Origin of the sequence: Streptomyces sp. NPDC051064 (assembly GCF_044455985.1) — a bacterium.
GTDB lineage: Bacteria > Actinomycetota > Actinomycetes > Streptomycetales > Streptomycetaceae > Streptomyces.
Map to the genome: position 1 here is coordinate 177687 of NZ_JBITFK010000002.1, position 20876 is coordinate 198562.

Below are 20876 nucleotides of genomic sequence, written 5' to 3' on the forward strand. Positions count from 1 at the left end.
GCGGGCGGCAGCGCCTCAAGTAGGCGTAATGCCCGGAAAGTTACGCGATAACCCTGGTCAGCCCGCCGTGCGGGGGATCCGCTTCTCCCAGGTCCGGTGGAAGACGATCTCGTCACCGTCCCTGCACACGACCTCGTTGGACGTGATGAAGTCGTCCGCGTCCGCGCTCGTCTCCGAACGCGTCTCGATCCGCACGTCCCAGGCCATCTCCGGCCGGTGCAGCCGGATCGTCCAGTCCGAACGGGCCCGCGCCGACAGCGGGTCGTCCTCCTGGATCGTGTACGTCTCCAGGGCGTCCTCGGTGAACTCCAGCCCGTCGGGGTAGACACGCGTGCCGCCGTAACGCGGATCGACCTCCAGGCGCCATTCGCCCTTGGCGACGTCCCGGACCACCAGACGCTCCGGGCGCTGCTCGTCGAGTGTGACCGGGTACACGACGCCGAGCGGCTCCGACTGCTCCGGTTCGCCGAAGGTGATGCCCGGGTCCTCGGTGTGCCGGCGCACCGGGAGCTCGACGAGGCTGCCGTCCGCCTCGAGCGTGAAGCCCGCCGAACCCGCCTGGGGCCAGATCCACGGCCAGTACGAGGAGGAGACGGCGAGCCTGATCCGGTGGCCGGGCGGGAAGGTGTGCCCGATGCCGTTCAGCTCGAAGGTCACGTCCTCGGTCTCCCCGACGGGCCAGTCCTCCGCGCGCTCGCGCCCGTGACGGGTGGCCAGGTTGAGGGCCCCGCGGGTCACCAGAGTGGAGGCTCCGTCCGGGGCCACGTCGCAGAGCCGGGCGATCGCCTGGCCGCGCGGTACGTCCATCCGGACCCGGAGCGTCACCCGGGGGCGCCCGAGGATCTCGATGGGGGCGTCCTCGACGGGGAACTCGAAGCACACCGATTTGGCGTCCTCGTCCCGCTGGTCGGGCGGCAGGTCGGCGTCGTTGCCGAACGGGAAGAAGCGGCCCGCGTCCAGCCCGGTCTGCTGCGGTGAGCGGACGGTCTGCGGTCCGCCCGCCAGGGCGTACGCCACCGGCGCGACGTTCTCGGACGGCCAGCTCGCGTCGCCGACCCAGCGTCCGGGCAGCGTCTCGTACACCGTGGCAGGCGGGTGCGAGCCGCTGATCCAGGACCTCAGGAGGGGCTCGTTCATCACCCCGGTGTCCTCGTCCTTGAGGTGCTGGTCCCACCAGCGCAGCGTCTCCTGGAGGAAGCCGATCGCGGGTCCCGGGGGGAGACCACGGTCCGGGTACTGGTGCGACCAGGGGCCGATCAGCCCGCGTACCTGCCCGGGGTCCAGGTGCTCGACGAGCCTCAGGACGGTGTCGCGGTACGGGTCGTGCCAGCCGCCGACCGCGAGGACCTTCGCCTTGACGGCGCCGTAGTCCTCGCAGACGCTGCCGTGCTTCCAGTAGGCGTCGCGGGTCTGGTGCGCCAGCCACGTGTGGATGAACGGCTCCACCTTTTCGAGCCGCCGCAGCCACATCTCCCGCCAGTCGTCGCCGACGTCCGCCGGGTCCGGGGGCCGGGAGACGAAGGCCAGCATGGTGGAGGCCCAGGCGTGCATGTCCACACCGAGGACGGAGCCGCCCATGTAGTGGACGTCGTTGTCGTAGCGGTCGTCGGCCGAGCACACGGTGACGACCGCCTTCAGGGGCTCCGGTGCGAGCGCGGCGATCTGGAGCGAGTTGAAGCCGCCCCAGGAGATGCCGAACATGCCGACCTTCCCGGAGCACCACTCCTGCTGGGCCAGCCAGTGCACGACGGCGACCCCGTCGGCGAGCTCCTGCGCGTCGTACTCGTCGCCCGGCATGCCCTCGCTGTTGCCGTGCCCGCGGACATCGACCCGTACGGAGGCGTAGCCGTGGCCCGCGTACCAGGGGTGGCGCTGCCAGTCGCGCGGCGCCGTCCAGTCGCTGAGCCGGTAGGGCAGGTACTCCAGCAGCGCGGGCACCGGTTCGTCGGTGACCGGCCGCCAGATCCTGGCGTACAGCTGGGTGCCGTCCGCCAGCGGGATGTAGAGGTCCTCGTGGGTGGTCTCGTACGGGAAATCGGTGCGGATTCGCATGGCGGTACCTCAGTGGACGGGGTGCATGGTGCGCTTGAGCCAGGGAGCGGCGGCGATGACGGCCACACCGGCCGCCACCGCGATAGCGCCATTGACACCGAAGTAGGCGGGGTTGGACACCTCGCCGTAGAGCTTCACGATCTGTGCCTGGATGCCGTTGGCGAGGGCCAGCGAGAGGAACCACAGCGCCATCGTCTGGCTGGCGAACGCCTTGGGGGCGAGCTTCGTGGTGGCGGACATGCCGGAGGTCTCCAGCAGGATGTCGCCGAGGCCGAGCAGCAGATAGGAGCCGACGATCCACCAGGCGGCCATCTTGTACGTCTCGTCGGCGTGACCCGAGGTGGGGATGACCATCAGGAGGAAGGACAGGCCGCCGAGGATCACCCCGATCGCGATCTTGTTCGAGGCGTGCGGCTGGCGCGGCCCCATCCGGGCCCAGACGGCAGCCACGACGGGCGCCAGAGCGACCTCGAAGGCGCCCAGCGCGGAGGCGTACCAGCTCGCCGGGAAGTGGAAGCCGAAGATCTCCGTACGGGCGTTGGTGGATGCGAGCAGCATCATCGTCGAGTACGCCTGGAAGAGGATGAAGTTGAAGACGACGGAGGCCAGGAACAGCACGACGTACGGCCGGAGCCTGCCGCGCTCCTCCGGGGTGACCCGGGGGCTCCTGAACATCACGGCGAAGTACACGACGGGCGCGATCACCGAGACGAGGGTGAGCACGTCGACGAACCGGTCCATCGTGAGCCAGCCGGCCAGCGCCAGAGCCGTTGCCACCAGGGCGGCCAGCACGACGCCGGCCACGATCGTCAGCACGGCCCGGCGCATCGGGCCGGGCGCGAGGGCGTACTCCGCCGCGTGCTTTCGCCCGGCCAGGTGACGCCGGCCCGCGACGTACTGGATCAGGCCGAGCGTCATGCCGACCGCGGCGGCCGAGAAGCCCCAGTGCCAGCCGGCGTGGTCGCCGAGCCAGCCGGTGACCAGCGGCCCGGCGAAGGCACCGATGTTGATGCCCATGTAGTAGAGCGCGAAGCCGGCGTCGCGGCGCTGGTCCTCCGTGCGGTAGAGCTTGCCGACCATCGAGGCGACATTGGGTTTGAGCAGCCCCGTCCCCGCGCTGATCAGGCCGAGGCCCACCCAGGTCATCGTGGCGGTCGGCACGGCCATGGCGTAGTGGCCGCAGGCGATGAGGATGCCGCCGTACAGGACGGCGCGGTACGAACCGAGGATCCGGTCGGCCAGCCAGCCGCCGGCGACGGAGACGAGGTAGACGAGGGTGCCGTAGGCGGCGGACACGGACGCCGCGGTGCCCGGGTCCATGCCCATGCCGCCGTCGGAGACCGTGTCCGCGAAGAAGAGGACCAGGATCGCCTGCATCCCGAGGAATGAGAAACGCTCCCAGACCTCCAGCCCGGACAGGGTCATCAGGCCCCGTGGCTGGCCGAAGAAGGCGTGATCGTCTCCGGGCGGTGGCTGGGCCGGTTCGGTACCGGTCGGGGCGTGGGACAAAGCGACAACTCCTGATCGTATGAGCTGATGCCGAACATACCGGCGGTGGCGGGAAGGCGCCCATGATGATCCAAAGGGGACCGGATACGCTGAGTTGAGTGAGGACAACGACACATCGACATTCCGTGTGATCGTCAGCAGACAGGAGATCCCCTCGTGACCGTCGTCGGGCCGTTCGGACTGAGCGTGCGGGACCAGGCTCTTGAGGCCGATGTCCAGGCCGGTTTGGCCGCTGTCGAGGCGGGGCTGCTGGATGCCACCAAAAGTGAGGTCCCGTTCATCACGGAGGCCGCGCAGCACCTCGTCAGCGCGGGGGGCAAGCGTTTCCGGCCGCTGCTGGTGATGCTCGCGTCCCAGTTCGGTGACCCCGACGCCCCGGGCGTCGTCCCCTCGGCCGTGGTCGTCGAACTGACGCACCTGGCGACGCTGTACCACGACGACGTGATGGACGAGGCGGACGTACGCCGAGGGGTGGACAGCGCCAACACCCGCTGGGGCAACTCCGTCGCCGTCCTGACGGGCGACTTCCTCTTCGCCCGCGCCTCGCACATCCTGGCCGACCTCGGGCCGGAGGCCGTCCGCATCCAGGCGGAGGCGTTCGAACGCCTGGTCACCGGTCAGATCCTGGAGACCGCGGGTCCGCGCGACGGACGTGACCCCGTCGACCACTACATGGACGTGCTGGGCGGCAAGACCGGCTCACTGGTCGCCGTGTCCGGCCGGTTCGGCGCCCTGATGTCGGGGGCCGACGAGTCGGTCGTCGACATCCTCACCCAGTACGGCGAACGCCTCGGCATCGCCTTCCAGCTCGCCGACGACGTCCTGGACATCGCCTCCGACTCCCACGAGTCGGGCAAGACGCCCGGCACCGACCTGCGCGAGGGCATCCCCACCCTGCCTGTCCTGCACCTGCGCGCCAGGGCGGCGGCCGAGGGCCGTCCGGAGGACAAGGAGCTCGTGGAGCTGCTGGACGGCGACCTCACCGACGACGCCCGGCTCGCGGAGGCACTGCGCGGCCTGCGCGCCCACCCGGCCCTCGAACAGGCGCGGCGCGACACCGTCCGCTACGCCGAGGAGGCGCGGGCGACGCTGGCACCCCTGCCCGAGTGCTACGCGAAGGCCGCACTCGAAGAACTGTGCGACGCCGTGGTGCACCGCGCGGGCTGACCCCTAAGGGCTCGGTGGACCGTGTACTCCCGGGGTCATCCCGGAGAGGTACGCACAGTTGCTCCCGAGGGCTGACGCTTGTCCTCGCCCGATTTGGTCAGATGGATGACAACCACTCCTGACCACATCGGGTGAGAATGGCGGCGGGGAGTGGACACGTGCACGGGATGGCAGCCGCCGACCACGGAGGTAGAGCACACATGGCACCGAACGACAGCGCAGAGACCAACGGCGAGGCCACGGGCACTGTCGTGGGCCGCCGGAAGGCGGCGCGCTACATCGTCCCGTTCGCGGTGGCGGGAGTGGCGGCCGCGACGATCGGACTCGTCCCGGCACTCGCGGACTCCGGAGACCCGGAGCTCCCGGACATCACCGCGCAGGAACTCATCGAGAAGATCGCCGCATCGGACCAGGAGCAGCTGTCCGGCACGGTGAAGGTCAGCACCGACCTCGGCATCCCGTCGCTCGGCGGGCTCGCGGGCTCCTTCGCGCCGGACGCCGCATCGGGACCGGGGGAGTCGAGCGCGTCCCCCGACGCCAAGCTGATGGAGCTCGCCTCCGGGACCCACACGCTCCGGGTCGCGGCCGACGGCCCCGACAAGCAGCGCCTCTCGATCCTCGGCGAGGGCTCCGAGTACAGCGTCGTCCACAACGGTGACGACATCTGGGGATACGACAGCGAGAGCAACGAGGTCTACCACGCGGAGTCCGACGGGAACGGACGTCCGGGCGGAAAGGCCGAGGAGCACAAGGCGCCGGAGGGAGTGCCGGCCACTCCGAAGGAGCTCGCCGAGGAGGCGCTCGCCGCCGCGGACGACACCACGTCCGTCACCGTCGGCGGCACGGCGCAGGTGGCGGGACGCGACGCCTACAAGCTCGTGATCAAGCCGAAGCAGTCCGGTTCGACGATCGGCTCCGTCACCGTCGCGGTCGACGCCTCGACCGGCGTACCGCTGAAGTTCACCCTGGCCCCGAGCAGCGGCGGCAAGGCGGCGGTCGACGCCGGCTTCACGAAGGTCGACTTCGGGAAGCCCGACGCCTCCTCCTTCTCCTTCACCCCGCCCAAGGGCGCGAAGGTGACCGAGGCCGACGAGCTGAAGGCCGACACGGAGAAGAAGGGCACGGCGGACAAGGCGCGGAAGGACCTGGGCGCCCTGGAGGACTTCAAGGGCCTCAACGTCATCGGCGAGGGCTGGAACGCCGTCGCCGAGATCGACGCCCCGGGCGGGGCGGGGCTGCCCGCCCAGGGCTCCGGCGGTGTCCCCGCGGAGGCGCAGCAGTTCCTCGACGCGCTCGGCGACAAGGTCACCGGCGACTTCGGCTCGGGCACGGTCTTCAAGACACGCCTGGTCAACGCGCTGCTGACGGACGACGGCAAGGTCTACGTCGGCGCGGTCACCGAGGACGCGCTGGTGAAGGCGGCCGACACAGCCAAGTAGGACGCACCGTACGCCCCGCCCCGTCGTACGCTCCGTACGGCGGGGCGGTCCGTGCGACGGGGCCCGGCGGACACAGGTCGCGGGGTGCCGGACCACGGCGGGACAGGACCGGGAGTGCGTATGACCGACACAGCGGCCGCTACGGCCGGACCGGACACAGGGCGGGAGCCCGGCGCGGTGATCGAGACGCGCGGGCTCACCAAGCGCTACCGCGGCGGGCAGTTGGCCGTCGACGGGCTCGACCTCGCCGTCCCCGCCGGAAGCGTCTTCGGCTTCCTGGGGCCCAACGGCTCCGGCAAGACCACCACGATCCGGATGCTCATGGGGCTCATCGACCCGACCTCCGGCACCGCACAGGTCCTGGGCCGCCCCATGCCGGCGGCAGCCCGGGCGGTGCTCCCGCAGGTCGGCGCGCTCATCGAAGGGCCCGCGCTGTACGGGTTCCTGACGGGCCGCGACAATCTCGTGCGCTTCGACTCCGCCGACCCGGCCGCCGACCCACGTACCCGGCGCGCGCGAGTGGGCGATGCCCTGGAGCGGGTCGGGCTCGCCGCCGCGGCCGGCAAGAAGGCCAAGGCGTACTCACTCGGGATGAAGCAGCGGCTCGGGCTGGCCGCCGCTCTCCTCCAGCCGCGCAGACTGCTCGTGCTGGACGAACCGACCAACGGCCTCGACCCGCAGGGCATGCGCGAGATCCGCTCCCTGGTGCGGGAGCTGGCGGGCGAGGGCACCACCGTCTTCCTCTCCTCCCACCTGCTCGACGAGATCGAGCAGGTCTGCACCCACGCCGCGGTGATGGCCCGCGGCCGGCTCCTCGTCCAGGGCCCGGTCGCCACGCTCGCCGCGGGCGCCCGGGACCGCCTCGCCGTGACCACGCCCGACCCGGGTGACGCGGCCCGCGTCCTCGCGGAACGCGGGGCGACGGGCCTCGTGACCGACGGGGACCGGGTGAGCGCCGACGCGCCGCCGGGCGAGGTGGAACTCGCGGACCTCAACGCGGCCCTGGTGCGCGGCGGTGTCCGCGTACGCGCCTTCGGCGTCGAACGGGCCTCGCTGGAGGACGCCTTCGTCGCGCTCACCGGAGAGGGATTCGATGTCGCAGGCTGAACTCACGGCGCCCCCGGCGCCCCCGGCGGCGCGCCGTGCGCTGTGGACCCTCGGGATCCTCCGCTCCGAACTGACCACCATGCTCCGCCGGTGGCGGACCCTGGCGCTGCTCGGGGTCCTGGCGGCCGTACCCGTCCTCATCGGGATCGCCCTCCGCATCGGGACGGGTGACGGCTCCCAGGCCGGGCCCGGCGGCGGGGGCGGACCCGCCTTCCTCTCCCAGGTCACCGACAACGGACTGTTCCTGGTCTTCGCGGCCCTCTCCGCGACGCTGCCCGTCTTCCTCCCTATGGCCGTCGGCGTCATCGCGGGGGACTCCGTCGCGGGCGAGGCGAGCGGCGGCACCCTGCGCTATCTGCTGGTGGCGCCGGCGGGCCGCACCCGGCTGCTGCTCGCGAAGTACGCGTCCGTGCTGGTGTTCTGCCTGGTCGCCACCCTGGTCGTGGTGGCATCGGCGCTCGCGGCCGGGGCGCTGCTCTTCCCCGTCGGGGAGGTCACGACGATCTCGGGTACCCGGATCGGCTTCGGCGAGGGACTCCTGCGGGCCGGACTGATCGCGGTCGCGGTGGCGGTGTCCCTCGTCGGCTTCGCGGCGCTGGGCCTCTTCGTCTCGACGCTCACCAACAGCGGGATCGCGGCGATGGCGGCCACCGTCGGTGTGCTGATCACCGTGCAGATCCTGGACACGATGCCGCAGCTGCACGGGATGCATCCGTATCTCTTCCCGCACTACTGGCTGTCCTTCACGGACCTGCTGCGGGACCCGGTCTACTGGGACGAGATGGCCAGGAATCTGGGCCTGCAGGCGGTGTACGCGGCGGTGTTCGGCTCCGCGGCCTGGGCGCGCTTCACCACGAGGGACGTCACCGTCTGAGGGGCTCGGCACGGGCCGTCCGTACCGTCGGCCGGTCGAGCCGTCCCCCGATCGGCTCGTCGCGGCACGAACGGCACGAACGGTGTACTGCACGGAACGTCACGACACGGTACGTTCCGTTTCCAGCCTGGTCATTGTTCGACTTTTGGCGACGACCTGTCAATAAGCGGTGGGCGGAATACCCCTATGCTCACCGAATGATCACATCGCCGAGTTCCCTGCGCCGCAGTGAGAGGTCACGACGGGCGACGCTGGACGCCGCGCTGGAGCTGTGTACGGAGAAGGGGTACGGCCGGGTCACCGTCGAGGCCATCGCGGCCCGCGCCGGCGTGAGCAAGAAGACGATCTACCGCTGGTGGCCGTCGAAGGGCGCGGTGATGCTGGAGGCGTTCGCCGAGGTGTTCGTCGGCTCCACGCCGTTCGTCGACACCGGTGACATCGAGGCCGATCTGCGGACGCACATCAACAGTGCGGTGAAGCTGGTCTCCACGGCGCCTTACGGCCCGGCCTATGCCGGGATCCTGTCCGAGATGCATCATGACGACGCACTCGCACTGGCCGTACGCGAGCAGCTGGTCGACCCGCGCTTCGAGGCCGCCGTGGGGCGCATGCGGCGTGCCCAGGAGCAGGGGCAGATACCGGACGGCGCCGATCTGCCGCTCGCGGTGGAGATGCTCTACGGACCCGTCTACTACCGCCATGTGCTGCGGAAGCCGGCGCAGGACGAGGCGACGGTCGCCACGCTGGTGGCCCATGTCCTGCGGTCCCTGACCGGCGCCGGCACGCCCGGGGACGCCCCCGGCGGTGGGGGCGCCGCCGGGGGTGGGCGCGTCAGCTGAAGAAGACCTTCGCCCGGGCCGCGGCCTCGGTGTCGGTCAGCACGTCACCGGGCCTGCTGCCGTTGCCCAGCAGTACCCCGCCCCACCGCATCCCGAGGTACCGCGCCGAATTCCGCAGGGTTCCCGCGAGCGGTTCGGCGACCGCGGGGTCGTCGTCCGCGAGTGCGGTGACCCCCCACAGCGTCTTCCCGGCCATCCGCCGCCGGAAGTCGGCGCCGGGGGCCTCCAGCCAGCCGGACCAGTGGTCGAGGTAGCGCTTGGTGGAGGTGGAGACGGAGTACCAGTACAGCGGCGAGGCGATGACCACGTCGGTGGCGGTGAGTGTCGCCTCCAGCAAGGTCGCGGAGTTGCCCGTGAGGGTGGGGGGCCGTCCGTCCGCGTGCCGCCGGTCCTCGAAGTCGGGCAGCGGGAGGTCCCGCAGGTCCAGCCAGCGCTGTCCCGTGCCGGCCGGGAGCTGCTCGGCCGCGAGCCGGGCCAGTGTCTCGGTGTTGCCGCCGGTGCGGCTGCTGCCGAGCAGGAAGAGGAAGTCGCGCGTGGTCATGCCATGCCCCCAATTGATTGCGTACGGCTTTTACCGGCGTACGCAATCATATGCATGTGCATAAAGTTTTGGGAGGTGCTTTTCGGCCGCGGGGTGTCGCGAAGCCTCGGGTGTGTCGCGAGGGCCCGGGGGCGGCGCATGGTCCTGGGTGTCGGCGCATGGTCCCGGCCGGCCGCGCGTGCGGTCTCAGGCGAACAGCCGCTCCAGGACCACCGCGACGCCGTCCTCCTCGTTCGAGAGCGTGATCTCGTCGGCGGCGGCCCGCAGCTCCGCGTGCGCGTCGGCCATCGCCACCCGGTGGCCGACCAGGCGGAACATGGGCAGGTCGTTGGGCATGTCGCCGAACGCCACGGCGCCGGCGAGGTCGAGGCCCAGCAGCCCGGCGGCCAGAGTGACCCCCGTGCCCTTGTCCACGCCGAAGGGGGCCAGCTCCACCGTGCCGGGGCCCGCCATCGTGACGGACGCCAGATCGCCGCCCACCGCTCCCCGGGCGGCGGCGGCCAGCTCGTCGTCCGTCAGCTCCGGGTGGCGTATCAGGACCTTGATGACGGGCGCCGCCCACAGCTCCGACCGGTGCCCGGCGCGCTGAGCGGGGAGCGAGGGGTGCGGCATGCGGTAGCCCGGCTCGATCAGGGTCCGGCCGTCGGCGCCGTCCTGGTCCACCGCGGCGAACACCTGCCCCACCTCGGCCTCGATCTTGCCGAGCGCGGTGTCGGCCAGCTCCCGGTCCAGGGTCACCGAACTCAGCATGCGGGCCGACCCGGCGTCGTACACCTGTGCGCCCTGGCCGCAGACCACGAGCCCTTCGTAGCCGAGGTCCGCGAGCAGGGCGCGTATGCCGGGCACCGGCCGGCCCGTGACGATCAGATGTCGTGCGCCGGCCGACGCGGCGCGGGTGAGGGCGGCGCGTGAGCGGGCGCTCACGGTGTCGTCGGAACGCAGCAGTGTGCCGTCCAGATCCGTGGCGACAAGGGTGTATGCGGCGGGTGGCGTGAACATGGGGTCAGCCTAGAGAGATCGCCTTCCCGTCCTACGTCGCTGACCTGCGGGGACGGTCGGCCCCGTCGGCGGAGGCTGAATCCGGCGCACTCCAGGGCCTGCTCACCGTGGCGGGCAGGCCGAGCAGACGTGTCCGGCGCACGCGGTCAGCAGGGTCCCGGCAGCCGCGCGCACCGCCGGATCGCCGTCCGTGGCGAGCCGCTCGGCCGTCGTCCGGCCCGCCAGCACCGCCAGATGCGCGTCCCTGGTCCACTCCGGATGGTGCGCGTGGCCATGGGCGAGGATCGTCCCCAGCAGGCCGAGCACCCCCACGCGGTCCTTCACGGTCTCCATGGCGGCGAGCTCCCAGAGGAACGGCACCGTGGCGGCCGTCGCGTCGAACACGGCCATGGCGCCGATCCACCGCCCCAGATCGCTCAGGGCGTCCTCCGCCGACTCGCTGTCGCCCCAGGCGATCCGTGACAGCAACCCGGGGACCTGGGACGCGGAGCCCTGGGCATGGCGCAGCTCATGCCACTGAACGTGCCTCATGTCCCTCAGGATCGTCCCCATCCGGGCACTCAATCAGCCTTTGCGGGTGCCGTCCACCATGCTTGCCACACTCATCGGATCCGGCTCCCGCGCCCCGTCCAGCGCGTCGAGATACCGCCGTACCGCGTCCCGGTCGCGGGCGTCCGCGATCAGCCCCACATGGTTGTCGGGCCGGACCACGACGACGGTGTCACCGTCGACGCCGTAGGCCGCGCGGGCGAGCCCCTTCCGGTCGTGCAGCGCGTCCGGAGCGGCGGCGCCGGCGCCGGGCCCGGAGGCCCCGGCGCCGTACACCCGGAAGGTCCGCACCGCGTCGCCATGGTTGTCGGCCGCCTCCCGCAACGCCCGCTCCGCGCCCGCCCCGAAGCCCAGCACCGTGATGTGCGGACCGGCGAAGAGACGGAACAGGCGGGTGGGCGCACCGGTCGCGGCCTCGGTGCAGGGGGCGTCCGGCGCGCGGTCGCCCGACCGTACGCCGTCCCCGCCCCCGGGCCGGGCGAGGGAGCTCCACCGGTAGCCGCGGTCGAGCCCCGCCGTCGACGGGGTGATCGCGGTGTCCAGTCCGCCGCCCGGTTCCCTGATCGCCTCCAGCGTGGCCCGCAGCCGCTCCGAGGTGAGGTCCAGCGTCCAGGCGGCGACCGGCAGCCGCTCCTCCTCGTAGGTGTCCAGCAGCCCCGGTCCGCCCCGCCCCCGCAGCGTCCGGTCGAGCTTCCAGCCGAGGTTGTAGGCGTCCTGGATGCCGGTGTTCATGCCCAGCCCGCCCGCGATGGCGTGCACATGGGCGGCGTCCCCGGCCAGGAGGACCCGGCCCACCCGGTAGCGGTCGGCCATGCGCACGTTGACGCGGTACGTCGAGAGCAGTGTGGCCCCGGTGAGGCTGTCGGCCGGCAGCCGGGTGTGCCGGGCGAAGAGCCGCCTGAAACCGTCGAGGGCGGGGGCGAGGGGCCGGCCGTCCGCGTCACGCTCCGGGCCCGACTGGAACCACCAGCCCGTCCGTGTGCCGGGGATGGGGCAGAGCATGACGGCTCCGTCCTCGTCGAACCACTGGTGCCAGATGCCCCGGTCCAGGACGCCCGGGGTGATCTCGACGTCGCCGCAGACCATCATCTGCTCCTCGTCCGTCTCCCCGTCGAACGGGACGCCGAGCAGTTTCCGCACGCGGCTGTGGGCACCGTCGCAGCCCACCACGTACCGTGCGCGGGCGACGGACCCGTCGGCGAGGGCGACGGTCACCGAGGACCCGTCGTCGGTGAGGCCCACGACCTCGGTGCCGGTCTCCACCGCCACGCCGTACCCGGCGAGGCGGTCGCGCAGGATCTCCTCCAGCCGCCACTGGGCGATCAGCCGGCCCCGGTCGTACGGGGCGTCCGGCGTCGGCGAGGAACCGGCGTACGGATCGGCGTCCGAGACCGGCACACCGTCGCGGTACTTGCGCATCGGAAGCGGCGGTGAACCCGCCGCCAGCACCGCCTCGACGACCCCCAGGTCCTCCAGCACCTCCAGGGAGCGCGCGTTGGGGCCCTTCGACCGCGAACTGCGCGGATACTCCGGCGATCTGTCCACGATCCGGACCGCGATGCCACGCCTGGCCAGATCGCAGGCCAGCGTCAGTCCGGTCGGGCCCGCGCCCACGATCAGTACGTCGGTCATGCCTGCTCCTCGGTGGGCGTCGTCCTGCCGTACAGGAAAACGCAACCGAGTCAAAAAGGCAACTCAGTAACTATTTTATGGCCGGGGTGTCCGTGTCCGGCCTGGAAGCGGAAGCCGTGTCGACGGGGGCCGAGGCCTCCGCCGCCCGGACGGCCAGGCGCAGGGCCTCGGCCCTCGTGCGACGAGCCGACCGCAGCGCGTCCCAGGTCAGCAGCATCAGGGCCACCCAGACCAGTGCGAATCCGGCCCACCGCTCGGGCGGCATCTCCTCGTGGAAGTACAGGATGCCGAGCGCGAACTGGAACACCGGCGCCAGATACTGCAGCAGGCCCAGGACGGACAGCGGCACCCGGATCGCCGCGGCGCCGAAGCAGACGAGGGGGATCGCGGTGACGAGTCCTGTCGCGGCGAGCAGGGCTCCGTGGCCCGCGCCCCCGGCCAGGAACGTCGCGTCGCCGCTCGCCCCGAGCCAGAGCAGGAACCCGAGCGCGGGCACGAACAGCACGGCGGTCTCGGCGGCCAGGGACTCCAGGCCGCCCATGTTGACCTTCTTCTTCACCAGCCCGTACGTCGCGAAGGAGAACGCCAGCACCAGCGAGATCCACGGCGGCTGCCCGTAGCCGATCGCCAGCACGAGCACCGCGGCGAAGCCGGTCGCCACCGCGGTCCACTGCACCGGCCTCAGCCGCTCGCCGAGCAGCAGGACGCCCATGGCGATGGTGACCAGCGGATTGATGAAGTAGCCGAGCGACGCCTCGACGACGTGGCCGTTGTTCACGGACCAGATGTAGAGACCCCAGTTGACCGAGATCACCGTCGCGGCGATCGCGATCAGCCCCAGCCGCCGGGGCTGCCGGAGCAGCTCCCCGATCCACGCCCAGCGACGCAGGAACAGCAGGGCGATGCCGACGACGCCCAGCGACCACACCATCCGGTGGGCGAGGATCTCCACCGCCCCCGACGGTTCCAGCAGCGGCCAGAAGAGGGGCACGAGGCCCCACATCCCGTACGCGCCGATTCCGTACAGCAGGCCTGCCCGCTGTTCGTTCTTCCCCTTCACGGGCCCTCCCGGCACTCCTGCGTCGGCGGACGGCCGACTGCACGACGGTAGCGCCGGAAGGGCCCTCTGTCATTGCCGTCTCAGGGAAACGGTCGTGACAGGCGCGGGCGTGCCCGTTCAGGCCGTGGCGACCGCCGCCGCGACCGTCTCGGCCAGCGGAGTGGTCGGCCGGCCGATCAGGCGGGCCAGGTCGCCGCTCGTCCCGGCGAGGAGGCCGCGTGCGATGGCCTCGTCGACGTCGACGAGGATCGCGGCGAAGGGCTCGGGCAACCCGGCGCCGACGAGGATCTCCTGGTGCACCGGGGCCGGGACGTTCTTGTAGGCGATCTCCTTGCCGGCCGCGGCGGCCACCACGTCGGCGTACTCGGCCAGCGACCAGGCCACGTCGCCGCTCAGCTCGTACGCCACGCCCAGGTGGCCCTCTCCGGTCAGCACGGCGGCGGCCGCGTCCGCGTAGTCGGCCCGGGTGGCGGAGGCGACGCGTCCGTCACCCGCGTTGGCGACGACGGCGCCGTGCTCCAGGACGGGCGCCAGATTCGCCGTGTAGTTCTCGGTGTACCAGCCGTTGCGCAGGAAGGTGTACGGGAGCCCGGAGTCGAGGATCAGCTGCTCGGTGGCCTTGTGCTCCTCGGCCAGCAGGAAATCCGCCCCGGGCCCGCCCAGCACCCCGGTGTACGCGAGCTGTGCGACCCCGGCCGCCTTCGCGGCGTCGATCACCGCGGTGTGCTGCGGTATCCGCCTGCCGACCTCGCTGCCCGAGACCAGCAGCACGCGGTCACCTGCCCGGAACGCGCCGGCGAGGGTCTCGGGGTGGTCGTAGTCGGCGATACGGAGCTCGACGCCCCGGGCTGCGAGCGCGGCGGCCTTCTCCTTGTCGCGGACGACCGCGACGACCTGGTTGGCCGGGACCGTGTCGAGCAGACGCTCGACGACGAGGCGGCCGAGGGCGCCGGTGGCTCCGGTGACGACGATGCTCATGAGGGTTCTCTCCTGGTGACGCTGGTCCTGCTGCGAGTGGAACGTAACTCACCATAGGGGGTGTACTAACTCTGGGAAAGTACCCACTTTGAAGTAAGGTGCTGGTATGACGGTGAGCATCCTGGACGAAGTGGGCGGCCGGCGCCCGGACGTCAACCAGCAGAACTGCCCCTCCCGGCTGGTCCTCGAACACATCACCAGCCGGTGGGGCGTGCTCGTGCTGGCCGCGCTCCTGGAACGCTCCTACAGGTTCAGCGAACTGCGCCGCACGGTCGGTGGCGTCAGCGAGAAGATGCTGGCCCAGACCCTCCAGACGCTGGAGCGCGACGGCTTCGTGCACCGGGACGCGAAGCCGGTGATCCCGCCCCGCGTGGACTACTCGCTCACCCCCGTCGGCAGGGAGGCCGCCGACCAGGTCTGGGCTCTGGCCCGCTGGTCCGAGCGGCAGGTGGACGGGGTCGAGGCCGCCCGCGCGGCATACGACGAGGCCCGGAACCAGTCGGCTCCGGGCCCCGGCGGACAGGCGTGACGGCGGATCAGCCGACCACGGTCCATGTGTCGTTGCCCGCCAGCAGGGTGCTCAGGTCACCCTTGCCGTGCTGCTCGATCGCGGCATCGAGCTGGTCGGACATGAGCGCGTCGTAGACCGGGCGCTCCACACTGCGCAGCACGCCGATCGGCGTGTGGTGCAGGGTGTCGGCGTCGGCCAGCCGGGACAGCGCGAACGCGGTCGTGGGGCTGGGGTTGTGGGCGTCGTGGACGAGGATCCGCGACTGGTTCTCCTCGGTGACCGCGACGACGCTCAGGTCACCCGTGAGCGCATCGCGCACGACCCCCTTGGCATTCTCCGCACCGAAGCGGATCGGCTGGCCGTGTTCGAGGCGGATGACCGCCTCCTGGGCCCGCTCCCTGTCCTTGAGCACCTCGAAGGCGCCGTCGTTGAAGATGTTGCAGTTCTGGTAGATCTCCACGAGCGCGGTGCCGGGGTGGTCGGCGGCCGCGCGCAGCACGCTCGTGAGGTGCTTCCGGTCGGAGTCGACGGTGCGGGCGACGAAGGAGGCTTCGGCGCCCAGGGCGAGGGAGACCGGGTTGAAGGGGGCGTCGAGGGAGCCCATCGGCGTCGACTTGGTGATCTTGCCGATCTCGGATGTGGGGCTGTACTGCCCCTTGGTGAGCCCGTAGATCCGGTTGTTGAACAGCAGGATCTTGAGGTTGACGTTGCGCCGCAGGGCGTGGATGAGGTGGTTCCCGCCGATGGACAGCGCGTCGCCGTCACCGGTGACGACCCAGACGGACAGGTCGCGGCGGGAGGTGGCCAGGCCCGTCGCGATGGAGGGGGCGCGGCCGTGGATGGAGTGCATCCCGTACGTGTTCATGTAGTACGGGAAGCGGGACGAGCAGCCGATGCCGGAGACGAACGTGATGTTCTCCTTGGCCAGCCCCAGTTCGGGCATGAAGCCCTGCACGGCCGCGAGGACCGCGTAGTCACCGCAGCCCGGGCACCAGCGCACCTCCTGGTCGGACTTGAAGTCCTTCATGGACTGCTTGCCCTCGGCCTTGGGGACCAGCTGGAGGAGTTCGTTGGCGTCAGGCATCGATGGCCTCCTTGAGGGCGGTGGCGAGCTGCTCGGCCTTGAAGGGCATTCCGTTGACCTGGTTGTAACTCCGGGCGTCCACGAGGTACTCGGCCCTCAGCAGCAAAGCCAGCTGCCCGAGGTTCATCTCCGGGACCACGACCTTGTCGTAACGCCGCAGCACCTCACCGAGATTCCGCGGGAACGGGTTGAGGTGGCGCAGATGGGCCTGCGCGATCGTCTCGCCCGCCGCGCGGAGCCGCCGTACGGCCGCGGTGATCGGCCCGTACGTCGAACCCCAGCCCAGGACCAGGGTCGTGGCGTCGGCCGGGTCGTCGACCTCCAGGTCGGGGACCCGGATGCCGTCGATCTTCGCCTGACGCGTACGGACCATGAAGTCGTGGTTGGCCGGATCGTAGGAGATGTTCCCCGTGCCGTCCTGCTTCTCGATCCCGCCGATCCGGTGCTCCAGACCCGGCGTGCCCGGCACCGCCCAGGGGCGGGCCAGGGTCTCCGGGTCCCGCTTGTACGGCCAGAACACCTCGGTGCCGTCGGCCAGTTCGTGGTTCGGCCCGGTCGCGAACTGTGTCCGCAGGTCCGGGAGGCTGTCGATCTCCGGGATCCGCCACGGCTCGGAGCCGTTCGCCAGATACCCGTCCGAGAGCAGGAACACCGGTGTCCGGTACGTCAGCGCGATCCGGGCGGCGTCGAGCGCCGCGTCGAAGCAGTCCGCCGGGGTCTTCGGCGCCACGATCGGGACCGGTGCCTCACCGTTGCGCCCGTACATGGCCTGGAGCAGGTCGGCCTGCTCCGTCTTGGTCGGCAGGCCGGTGGACGGCCCGCCCCGCTGGATGTCGATGATCAGCAGCGGCAGCTCCAGCGACACCGCCAGACCGATCGTCTCCGACTTCAGCGCCACACCCGGACCCGACGTGGTCGTCACACCCAGCGACCCGCCGAACGAAGCGCCGAGCGCCGCCCCGATGCCGGCGATCTCGTCCTCCGCCTGGAACGTCCGTACGCCGAAGTTCTTGTGCTTGCTGAGCTCGTGCAGGATGTCGGACGCCGGAGTGATCGGATACGAGCCCAGATACACCGGCAGATCCGCCTGCCGGCCCGCCGCGATCAGCCCGTACGACAATGCCAGGTTCCCCGAGATATTGCGGTACGTGCCGGTGGGGAAGGCCTGCGACGCCGGTGCGACCTCGTACGAGACCGCGAAATCCTCCGTGGTCTCACCGAAATTCCAGCCCGCGCGGAACGCCGCCACATTCGCCTCGGCGATGTCCGGCTTGCTGGCGAACTTCGTCCGGAGGAATGTTTCCGTCCCCTCGGTCGGACGGTTGTACATCCAGGACAACAGCCCGAGCGCGAACATATTCTTCGACCGCTCGGCCTCCTTGCGGGAAAGCCCGAACTCCTTCAATGCCTCGATCGTCAAGGTCGTCAACGGCACAGGATGCACGTTGTACGCCTCGAGCGAGCCGTCCTCGAGAGGGGATTCGGCGTACCCGACCTTCGCCATCGGGCGTTTCGTGAACTCGTCCGTGTTCACGATGATGTCGGCCCCGCGCGGCACATCGGCGATATTCGCCTTCAGCGCTGCGGGATTCATCGCGACCAGCACATTCGGCGCGTCGCCCGGGGTCAGGATGTCGTGGTCCGCGAAATGCAGCTGGAACGACGACACGCCCGGCAGCGTCCCGGCAGGTGCCCGGATCTCGGCCGGGAAGTTGGGCAGCGTCGACAGGTCGTTCCCGAACGACGCGGTCTCCGACGTGAACCGGTCGCCCGTCAACTGCATGCCGTCACCGGAGTCACCCGCGAAACGGATGATCACCCGGTCCAGGCGGCGGATTTCCTTCTCGGTGGCACCCGTACGATCAATGCGCGGGGCTCGCTGCTCCCCGACGACAGCCTCGTCGGCCTCATCGGACTTTCCGGCTGGGCTACTGACCTGGCTGGTCACTGAACTGGACCTCCCTCGGGGCGGCGGCTCGGGACCGGCCGACCCGTCGGCGGTCCGGGCCCCACCCTACTTCTGTAAGGGTCGCCTTCCTCGGACCGGTCATATGGTGGACGCGTTTTTGAGACATGAAAGCGTCACGCTTTGCCATATCTTTTCCGGACCTTTCGATCACTGGACGAGGCCCCGGTGCTCATCCTTTCGTCCTGGTCCTGGGGTCGCACTCGGCTACCGGTGGATCATCCAGATCCTCGCGACTAGATCATCGCCTTGTCACGAGTTCAGATAAGTGAGAACAGCGAGAACACGCCGGTGATCCCCGTCACTGGGTGACAGGCCGAGTTTCAGGAAGATGTTGCTGACGTGCTTCTCCACCGCTCCGTCACTGACCACCAGCTGCCGCGCGACGGCTGAATTCGTGCGCCCCTCCGCCATCAGACCCAGGACCTCCCGCTCGCGCGGCGTGAGCCCCGCCAGCACGTCCTGCTTGCGGCTGCGGCCCAGCAGCTGTGCCACGACCTCCGGGTCCAGGGCGGTCCCGCCCTGCGCCACCCGGACCACGGCGTCCACGAACTCCCTGACCTCGGCGACCCGGTCCTTCAGCAGGTAGCCGACCCCGCGGCTGCTGCCGGCCAGCAGCTCGGTGGCGTACTGCTCCTCGACGTACTGCGAGAGCACCAGCACCCCGATGTCCGGGTAGTCCTTGCGCAGCCGCACCGCCGCCCGCACGCCCTCGTCGGTGTGGGTCGGCGGCATCCGCACATCGGCGACCACCACGTCCGGCAGCGCGTCCTGCCCGGCGAGGTCGCCCACCGTCTTGATCAGCGCCTCGGCGTCCCCGACCCCCGCGACGACGTCGTGCCCCAGATCGGTCAGCAGCCGGGTGAGTCCCTCCCGGAGCAGCACCGAATCCTCGGCGATGACGACCCGCACTCTTTCCTCCACGACGTTGTGTCCCCCACTGTCGGTGTTCCGTCTGTTCGCCGCCGGCACGCGGCCGCTCGTGTGCCCAGCATTCCAGCTCCGGCGCCCGGATGGGCCGTACACCAGCGGTTCCGGCGGCACCGGACGCGCCGCAGTGCCCCGGCCGCCGTGATGGCGGCCGGGGCACTGCGGCGCGGTGCGGAGCCGGATGGTCAGCCCCGCCAGGGCAGCTCGGCCGTGACGGTCGTGGGTCCGCCGGCGGGGGAGTCGACGACGAGGATGCCGTCCACCGCGTCCAGTCGCTCCGTCAGCCCGGCGAGACCGCTGCCCGTCGACACACCGGCTCCGCCGCGCCCGTCATCGCTGACCTGGAGCATCAGCCGGTCCGCCGCCCGCCACACGTCGACCGAGGCGCGGGTGGCCCGGGCGTGCTTGCTGACGTTCTGGAGGAGTTCGGAGACCGTGAAGTAGGCGATGCCCTCGATGGCCTGCGCGGGTCGCGACTCCAGGTCCACCACGACCTTCACGGGGACGGTGCAGCGGGAGGCGATGGCGGAGAGTGCGGCGTCGAGTCCGCGGTCGGTGAGGACGGCGGGGTGGATGCCGCGGGCGAGGTCGCGGAGTTCCTGGAGGGCGACCTTGACCTCGCCGTGGGCCTCGTCGACCATGCGGGCGGCGGCTTCGGGGTCGTGTTCGAGCTTCTCCTTCGCCAGCCCCAGATCCATGGCGAGGGCGACGAGGCGGGCCTGTGCGCCGTCGTGGAGGTCGCGTTCGATGCGGCGCAGGTCCGCGGCGGCCGTGTCCACCACCACACCCCGGCCCGACTCCAGCTCCGAGACCCTGGTGGCCAGCCGGGAAGGGCCGAGCAGACCCGCGACCATGGCCCGGTCCACGGTCGCCAGGCCCCTGATGATCCACGGCGTGACCAGGACGAGAGCCAGGCCGAGCCCGCTGGTGACCGCCAGCTCGAAGGGCGAGTCGAGGTAGACCTGGTGCGTGTTGTCGCCGTACAGCTGGAGGCCGTCGACACCCACGTACGCGGGGAAGACCCAGTGCCACAGCGGATAGGTGAACGCGGCCCAGCCGTAGGACCAGAAGGTCACCGCCACGGTGAACGCGAACACCGCCCACGGCATGTGCAGCACCGCGTAGAGGAGATGCCGCCAGGACACCCCGCTCTTCAGCGTCGCGCCGACCCAGGACATCAGGCCGCCCCTGCCGCGCACCGGTGCGGGATCCGCGACATCCAGCTTCAGCAGCCCGCGCGCCCGGCCGCGTTCCATGACACCGAAGCCGCGGCACATGACGAGGCCGGCGGCGAGTATCGGAATGCCGAGGAAGGTGATCAGCATGCCGAGGCCGAGCGACACCATGGTCACCGCGAAGGAGAACAGCACCACGCTGATCGGCAGGCTCAGGAGCAGATAGGCCAGCTCGCGCCACGTACGCGCCTCGAAGGGCGCGCGGAGCGCCGCGGGGAAGAAGTGCTTCGCCGGCGGGTAGCCCCCCGACCCGGTGCCGGGCCTGTGCTGGTCCCGGGTGTCCGGTCCGTATGCCGTGGCCATCAGTGGCGTCCGTCCGTTTCTTCTGAGCGGGAACTCCCCGCGGACCGATACAACGGCTGATAGCTCAAGAGTGCTGTGCCGGGGCCCGCCTCACCATGAGG

Annotated in this window: 18 protein-coding genes; 6 read left to right on the top strand and 12 right to left on the bottom strand. The window is 70.9% G+C overall.

Annotated features, from left to right (window positions below):
- Positions 1 to 57 precede the first annotated feature (57 nt).
- Together ACIBCU_RS07550 and ACIBCU_RS07555 are read right to left on the bottom strand one after the other, a co-directional pair.
- Complete coding sequence (locus ACIBCU_RS07550) at positions 58 to 2052, bottom strand: CocE/NonD family hydrolase (RefSeq protein ID WP_399229972.1); 1995 nt, start codon at positions 2050 to 2052, stop codon at positions 58 to 60.
- Positions 2053 to 2061: 9 nt separating this feature from the next.
- Positions 2062 to 3561 (bottom strand): peptide MFS transporter, encoded by a 1500-nt coding sequence (locus ACIBCU_RS07555; RefSeq protein ID WP_362933672.1) that lies wholly within the window; start codon positions 3559 to 3561, stop codon positions 2062 to 2064.
- A gap of 156 nt (positions 3562 to 3717) precedes the next feature.
- Here ACIBCU_RS07555 and ACIBCU_RS07560 point away from each other — a divergent pair, with 156 nt between their 5' ends.
- From ACIBCU_RS07560 to ACIBCU_RS07580, 5 genes are all read left to right on the top strand, one after another.
- On the top strand, positions 3718 to 4728 hold the full coding sequence (locus ACIBCU_RS07560; RefSeq protein ID WP_399229974.1) for a polyprenyl synthetase family protein: 1011 nt from the start codon (positions 3718 to 3720) through the stop codon (positions 4726 to 4728).
- Positions 4729 to 4928: 200 nt separating this feature from the next.
- Positions 4929 to 6167: an outer membrane lipoprotein carrier protein LolA gene (locus ACIBCU_RS07565; RefSeq protein ID WP_399229976.1), complete on the top strand. Its 1239-nt coding sequence runs from the start codon at positions 4929 to 4931 to the stop codon at positions 6165 to 6167.
- A 120-nt stretch (positions 6168 to 6287) separates the two neighbouring features.
- On the top strand, positions 6288 to 7274 hold the full coding sequence (locus ACIBCU_RS07570; protein ID WP_362933681.1) for an ABC transporter ATP-binding protein: 987 nt from the start codon (positions 6288 to 6290) through the stop codon (positions 7272 to 7274).
- Positions 7261 to 8148, top strand: coding sequence for an ABC transporter permease (locus tag ACIBCU_RS07575; RefSeq protein ID WP_399229978.1), 888 nt, complete (start codon positions 7261 to 7263; stop codon positions 8146 to 8148). The genes ACIBCU_RS07570 and ACIBCU_RS07575 overlap by 14 nt, the downstream gene beginning before the upstream one ends.
- Positions 8149 to 8345: 197 nt before the next feature.
- Positions 8346 to 8987: a TetR/AcrR family transcriptional regulator gene (locus ACIBCU_RS07580; RefSeq protein ID WP_399229980.1), complete on the top strand. Its 642-nt coding sequence runs from the start codon at positions 8346 to 8348 to the stop codon at positions 8985 to 8987.
- On the opposite strand, the gene ACIBCU_RS07585 is transcribed toward ACIBCU_RS07580, so the two are convergent.
- The 6 genes from ACIBCU_RS07585 to ACIBCU_RS07610 all read right to left on the bottom strand — a co-directional run bounded on the left by ACIBCU_RS07585 (position 8980) and on the right by ACIBCU_RS07610 (position 14746).
- Positions 8980 to 9528: a flavodoxin family protein gene (locus ACIBCU_RS07585; protein ID WP_399229982.1), complete on the bottom strand. Its 549-nt coding sequence runs from the start codon at positions 9526 to 9528 to the stop codon at positions 8980 to 8982. The two genes, ACIBCU_RS07580 and ACIBCU_RS07585, sit on opposite strands and share 8 nt — an antisense overlap.
- Before the next feature lie 186 nt (positions 9529 to 9714).
- Entirely contained in the window at positions 9715 to 10527 is an 813-nt protein-coding gene (locus ACIBCU_RS07590) for an HAD family hydrolase (protein ID WP_362933693.1), read from the bottom strand.
- A gap of 102 nt (positions 10528 to 10629) precedes the next feature.
- Entirely contained in the window at positions 10630 to 11079 is a 450-nt protein-coding gene (locus tag ACIBCU_RS07595; protein ID WP_362933696.1) for a hypothetical protein, read from the bottom strand.
- Positions 11080 to 11091: 12 nt separating this feature from the next.
- Positions 11092 to 12708 (bottom strand): FAD-dependent monooxygenase, encoded by a 1617-nt coding sequence (locus ACIBCU_RS07600; RefSeq protein ID WP_399229985.1) that lies wholly within the window; start codon positions 12706 to 12708, stop codon positions 11092 to 11094.
- Between the two features lie 70 nt (positions 12709 to 12778).
- Positions 12779 to 13768, bottom strand: coding sequence for an EamA family transporter RarD (gene rarD / locus ACIBCU_RS07605; protein WP_399229987.1), 990 nt, complete (start codon positions 13766 to 13768; stop codon positions 12779 to 12781).
- A 117-nt stretch (positions 13769 to 13885) separates the two neighbouring features.
- Complete coding sequence (locus ACIBCU_RS07610) at positions 13886 to 14746, bottom strand: SDR family oxidoreductase (protein ID WP_399229989.1); 861 nt, start codon at positions 14744 to 14746, stop codon at positions 13886 to 13888.
- 106 nt (positions 14747 to 14852) lie between these two features.
- On the opposite strand from ACIBCU_RS07610, the gene ACIBCU_RS07615 reads away from it, so the two are divergent.
- Complete coding sequence (locus ACIBCU_RS07615; RefSeq protein ID WP_362933708.1) at positions 14853 to 15275, top strand: helix-turn-helix domain-containing protein; 423 nt, start codon at positions 14853 to 14855, stop codon at positions 15273 to 15275.
- Positions 15276 to 15282: 7 nt separating this feature from the next.
- On the opposite strand, the gene ACIBCU_RS07620 is transcribed toward ACIBCU_RS07615, so the two are convergent.
- The 4 genes from ACIBCU_RS07620 to ACIBCU_RS07635 all read right to left on the bottom strand — a co-directional run bounded on the left by ACIBCU_RS07620 (position 15283) and on the right by ACIBCU_RS07635 (position 20775).
- On the bottom strand, positions 15283 to 16341 hold the full coding sequence (locus tag ACIBCU_RS07620; protein ID WP_362933711.1) for a 2-oxoacid:ferredoxin oxidoreductase subunit beta: 1059 nt from the start codon (positions 16339 to 16341) through the stop codon (positions 15283 to 15285).
- Positions 16334 to 18289, bottom strand: a complete 1956-nt coding sequence (locus ACIBCU_RS07625) for a 2-oxoacid:acceptor oxidoreductase subunit alpha (RefSeq protein ID WP_362933714.1) — start codon at positions 18287 to 18289, stop codon at positions 16334 to 16336. The genes ACIBCU_RS07620 and ACIBCU_RS07625 overlap by 8 nt, the downstream gene beginning before the upstream one ends.
- A 270-nt stretch (positions 18290 to 18559) precedes the next feature.
- Positions 18560 to 19219, bottom strand: coding sequence for a response regulator transcription factor (locus ACIBCU_RS07630; protein ID WP_362933806.1), 660 nt, complete (start codon positions 19217 to 19219; stop codon positions 18560 to 18562).
- 203 nt (positions 19220 to 19422) lie between these two features.
- Entirely contained in the window at positions 19423 to 20775 is a 1353-nt protein-coding gene (locus ACIBCU_RS07635) for a sensor histidine kinase (protein WP_399229992.1), read from the bottom strand.
- Positions 20776 to 20876 lie beyond the last annotated feature (101 nt).

Coding starts and splice junctions, on each gene's coding strand:
- ACIBCU_RS07550 (WP_399229972.1), bottom strand. CDS start 2,052: ATGCGAATCCGCACCGATTTCCCGTACGAGACCACCCACGAGGACCTC.
- ACIBCU_RS07565 (WP_399229976.1), top strand. CDS start 4,929: ATGGCACCGAACGACAGCGCAGAGACCAACGGCGAGGCCACGGGCACT.
- ACIBCU_RS07570 (WP_362933681.1), top strand. CDS start 6,288: ATGACCGACACAGCGGCCGCTACGGCCGGACCGGACACAGGGCGGGAG.
- ACIBCU_RS07575 (WP_399229978.1), top strand. CDS start 7,261: ATGTCGCAGGCTGAACTCACGGCGCCCCCGGCGCCCCCGGCGGCGCGC.
- ACIBCU_RS07580 (WP_399229980.1), top strand. CDS start 8,346: ATGATCACATCGCCGAGTTCCCTGCGCCGCAGTGAGAGGTCACGACGG.
- ACIBCU_RS07585 (WP_399229982.1), bottom strand. CDS start 9,528: ATGACCACGCGCGACTTCCTCTTCCTGCTCGGCAGCAGCCGCACCGGC.
- ACIBCU_RS07590 (WP_362933693.1), bottom strand. CDS start 10,527: ATGTTCACGCCACCCGCCGCATACACCCTTGTCGCCACGGATCTGGAC.
- ACIBCU_RS07595 (WP_362933696.1), bottom strand. CDS start 11,079: ATGGGGACGATCCTGAGGGACATGAGGCACGTTCAGTGGCATGAGCTG.
- ACIBCU_RS07600 (WP_399229985.1), bottom strand. CDS start 12,708: ATGACCGACGTACTGATCGTGGGCGCGGGCCCGACCGGACTGACGCTG.
- ACIBCU_RS07610 (WP_399229989.1), bottom strand. CDS start 14,746: ATGAGCATCGTCGTCACCGGAGCCACCGGCGCCCTCGGCCGCCTCGTC.
- ACIBCU_RS07615 (WP_362933708.1), top strand. CDS start 14,853: ATGACGGTGAGCATCCTGGACGAAGTGGGCGGCCGGCGCCCGGACGTC.
- ACIBCU_RS07620 (WP_362933711.1), bottom strand. CDS start 16,341: ATGCCTGACGCCAACGAACTCCTCCAGCTGGTCCCCAAGGCCGAGGGC.
- ACIBCU_RS07635 (WP_399229992.1), bottom strand. CDS start 20,775: ATGGCCACGGCATACGGACCGGACACCCGGGACCAGCACAGGCCCGGC.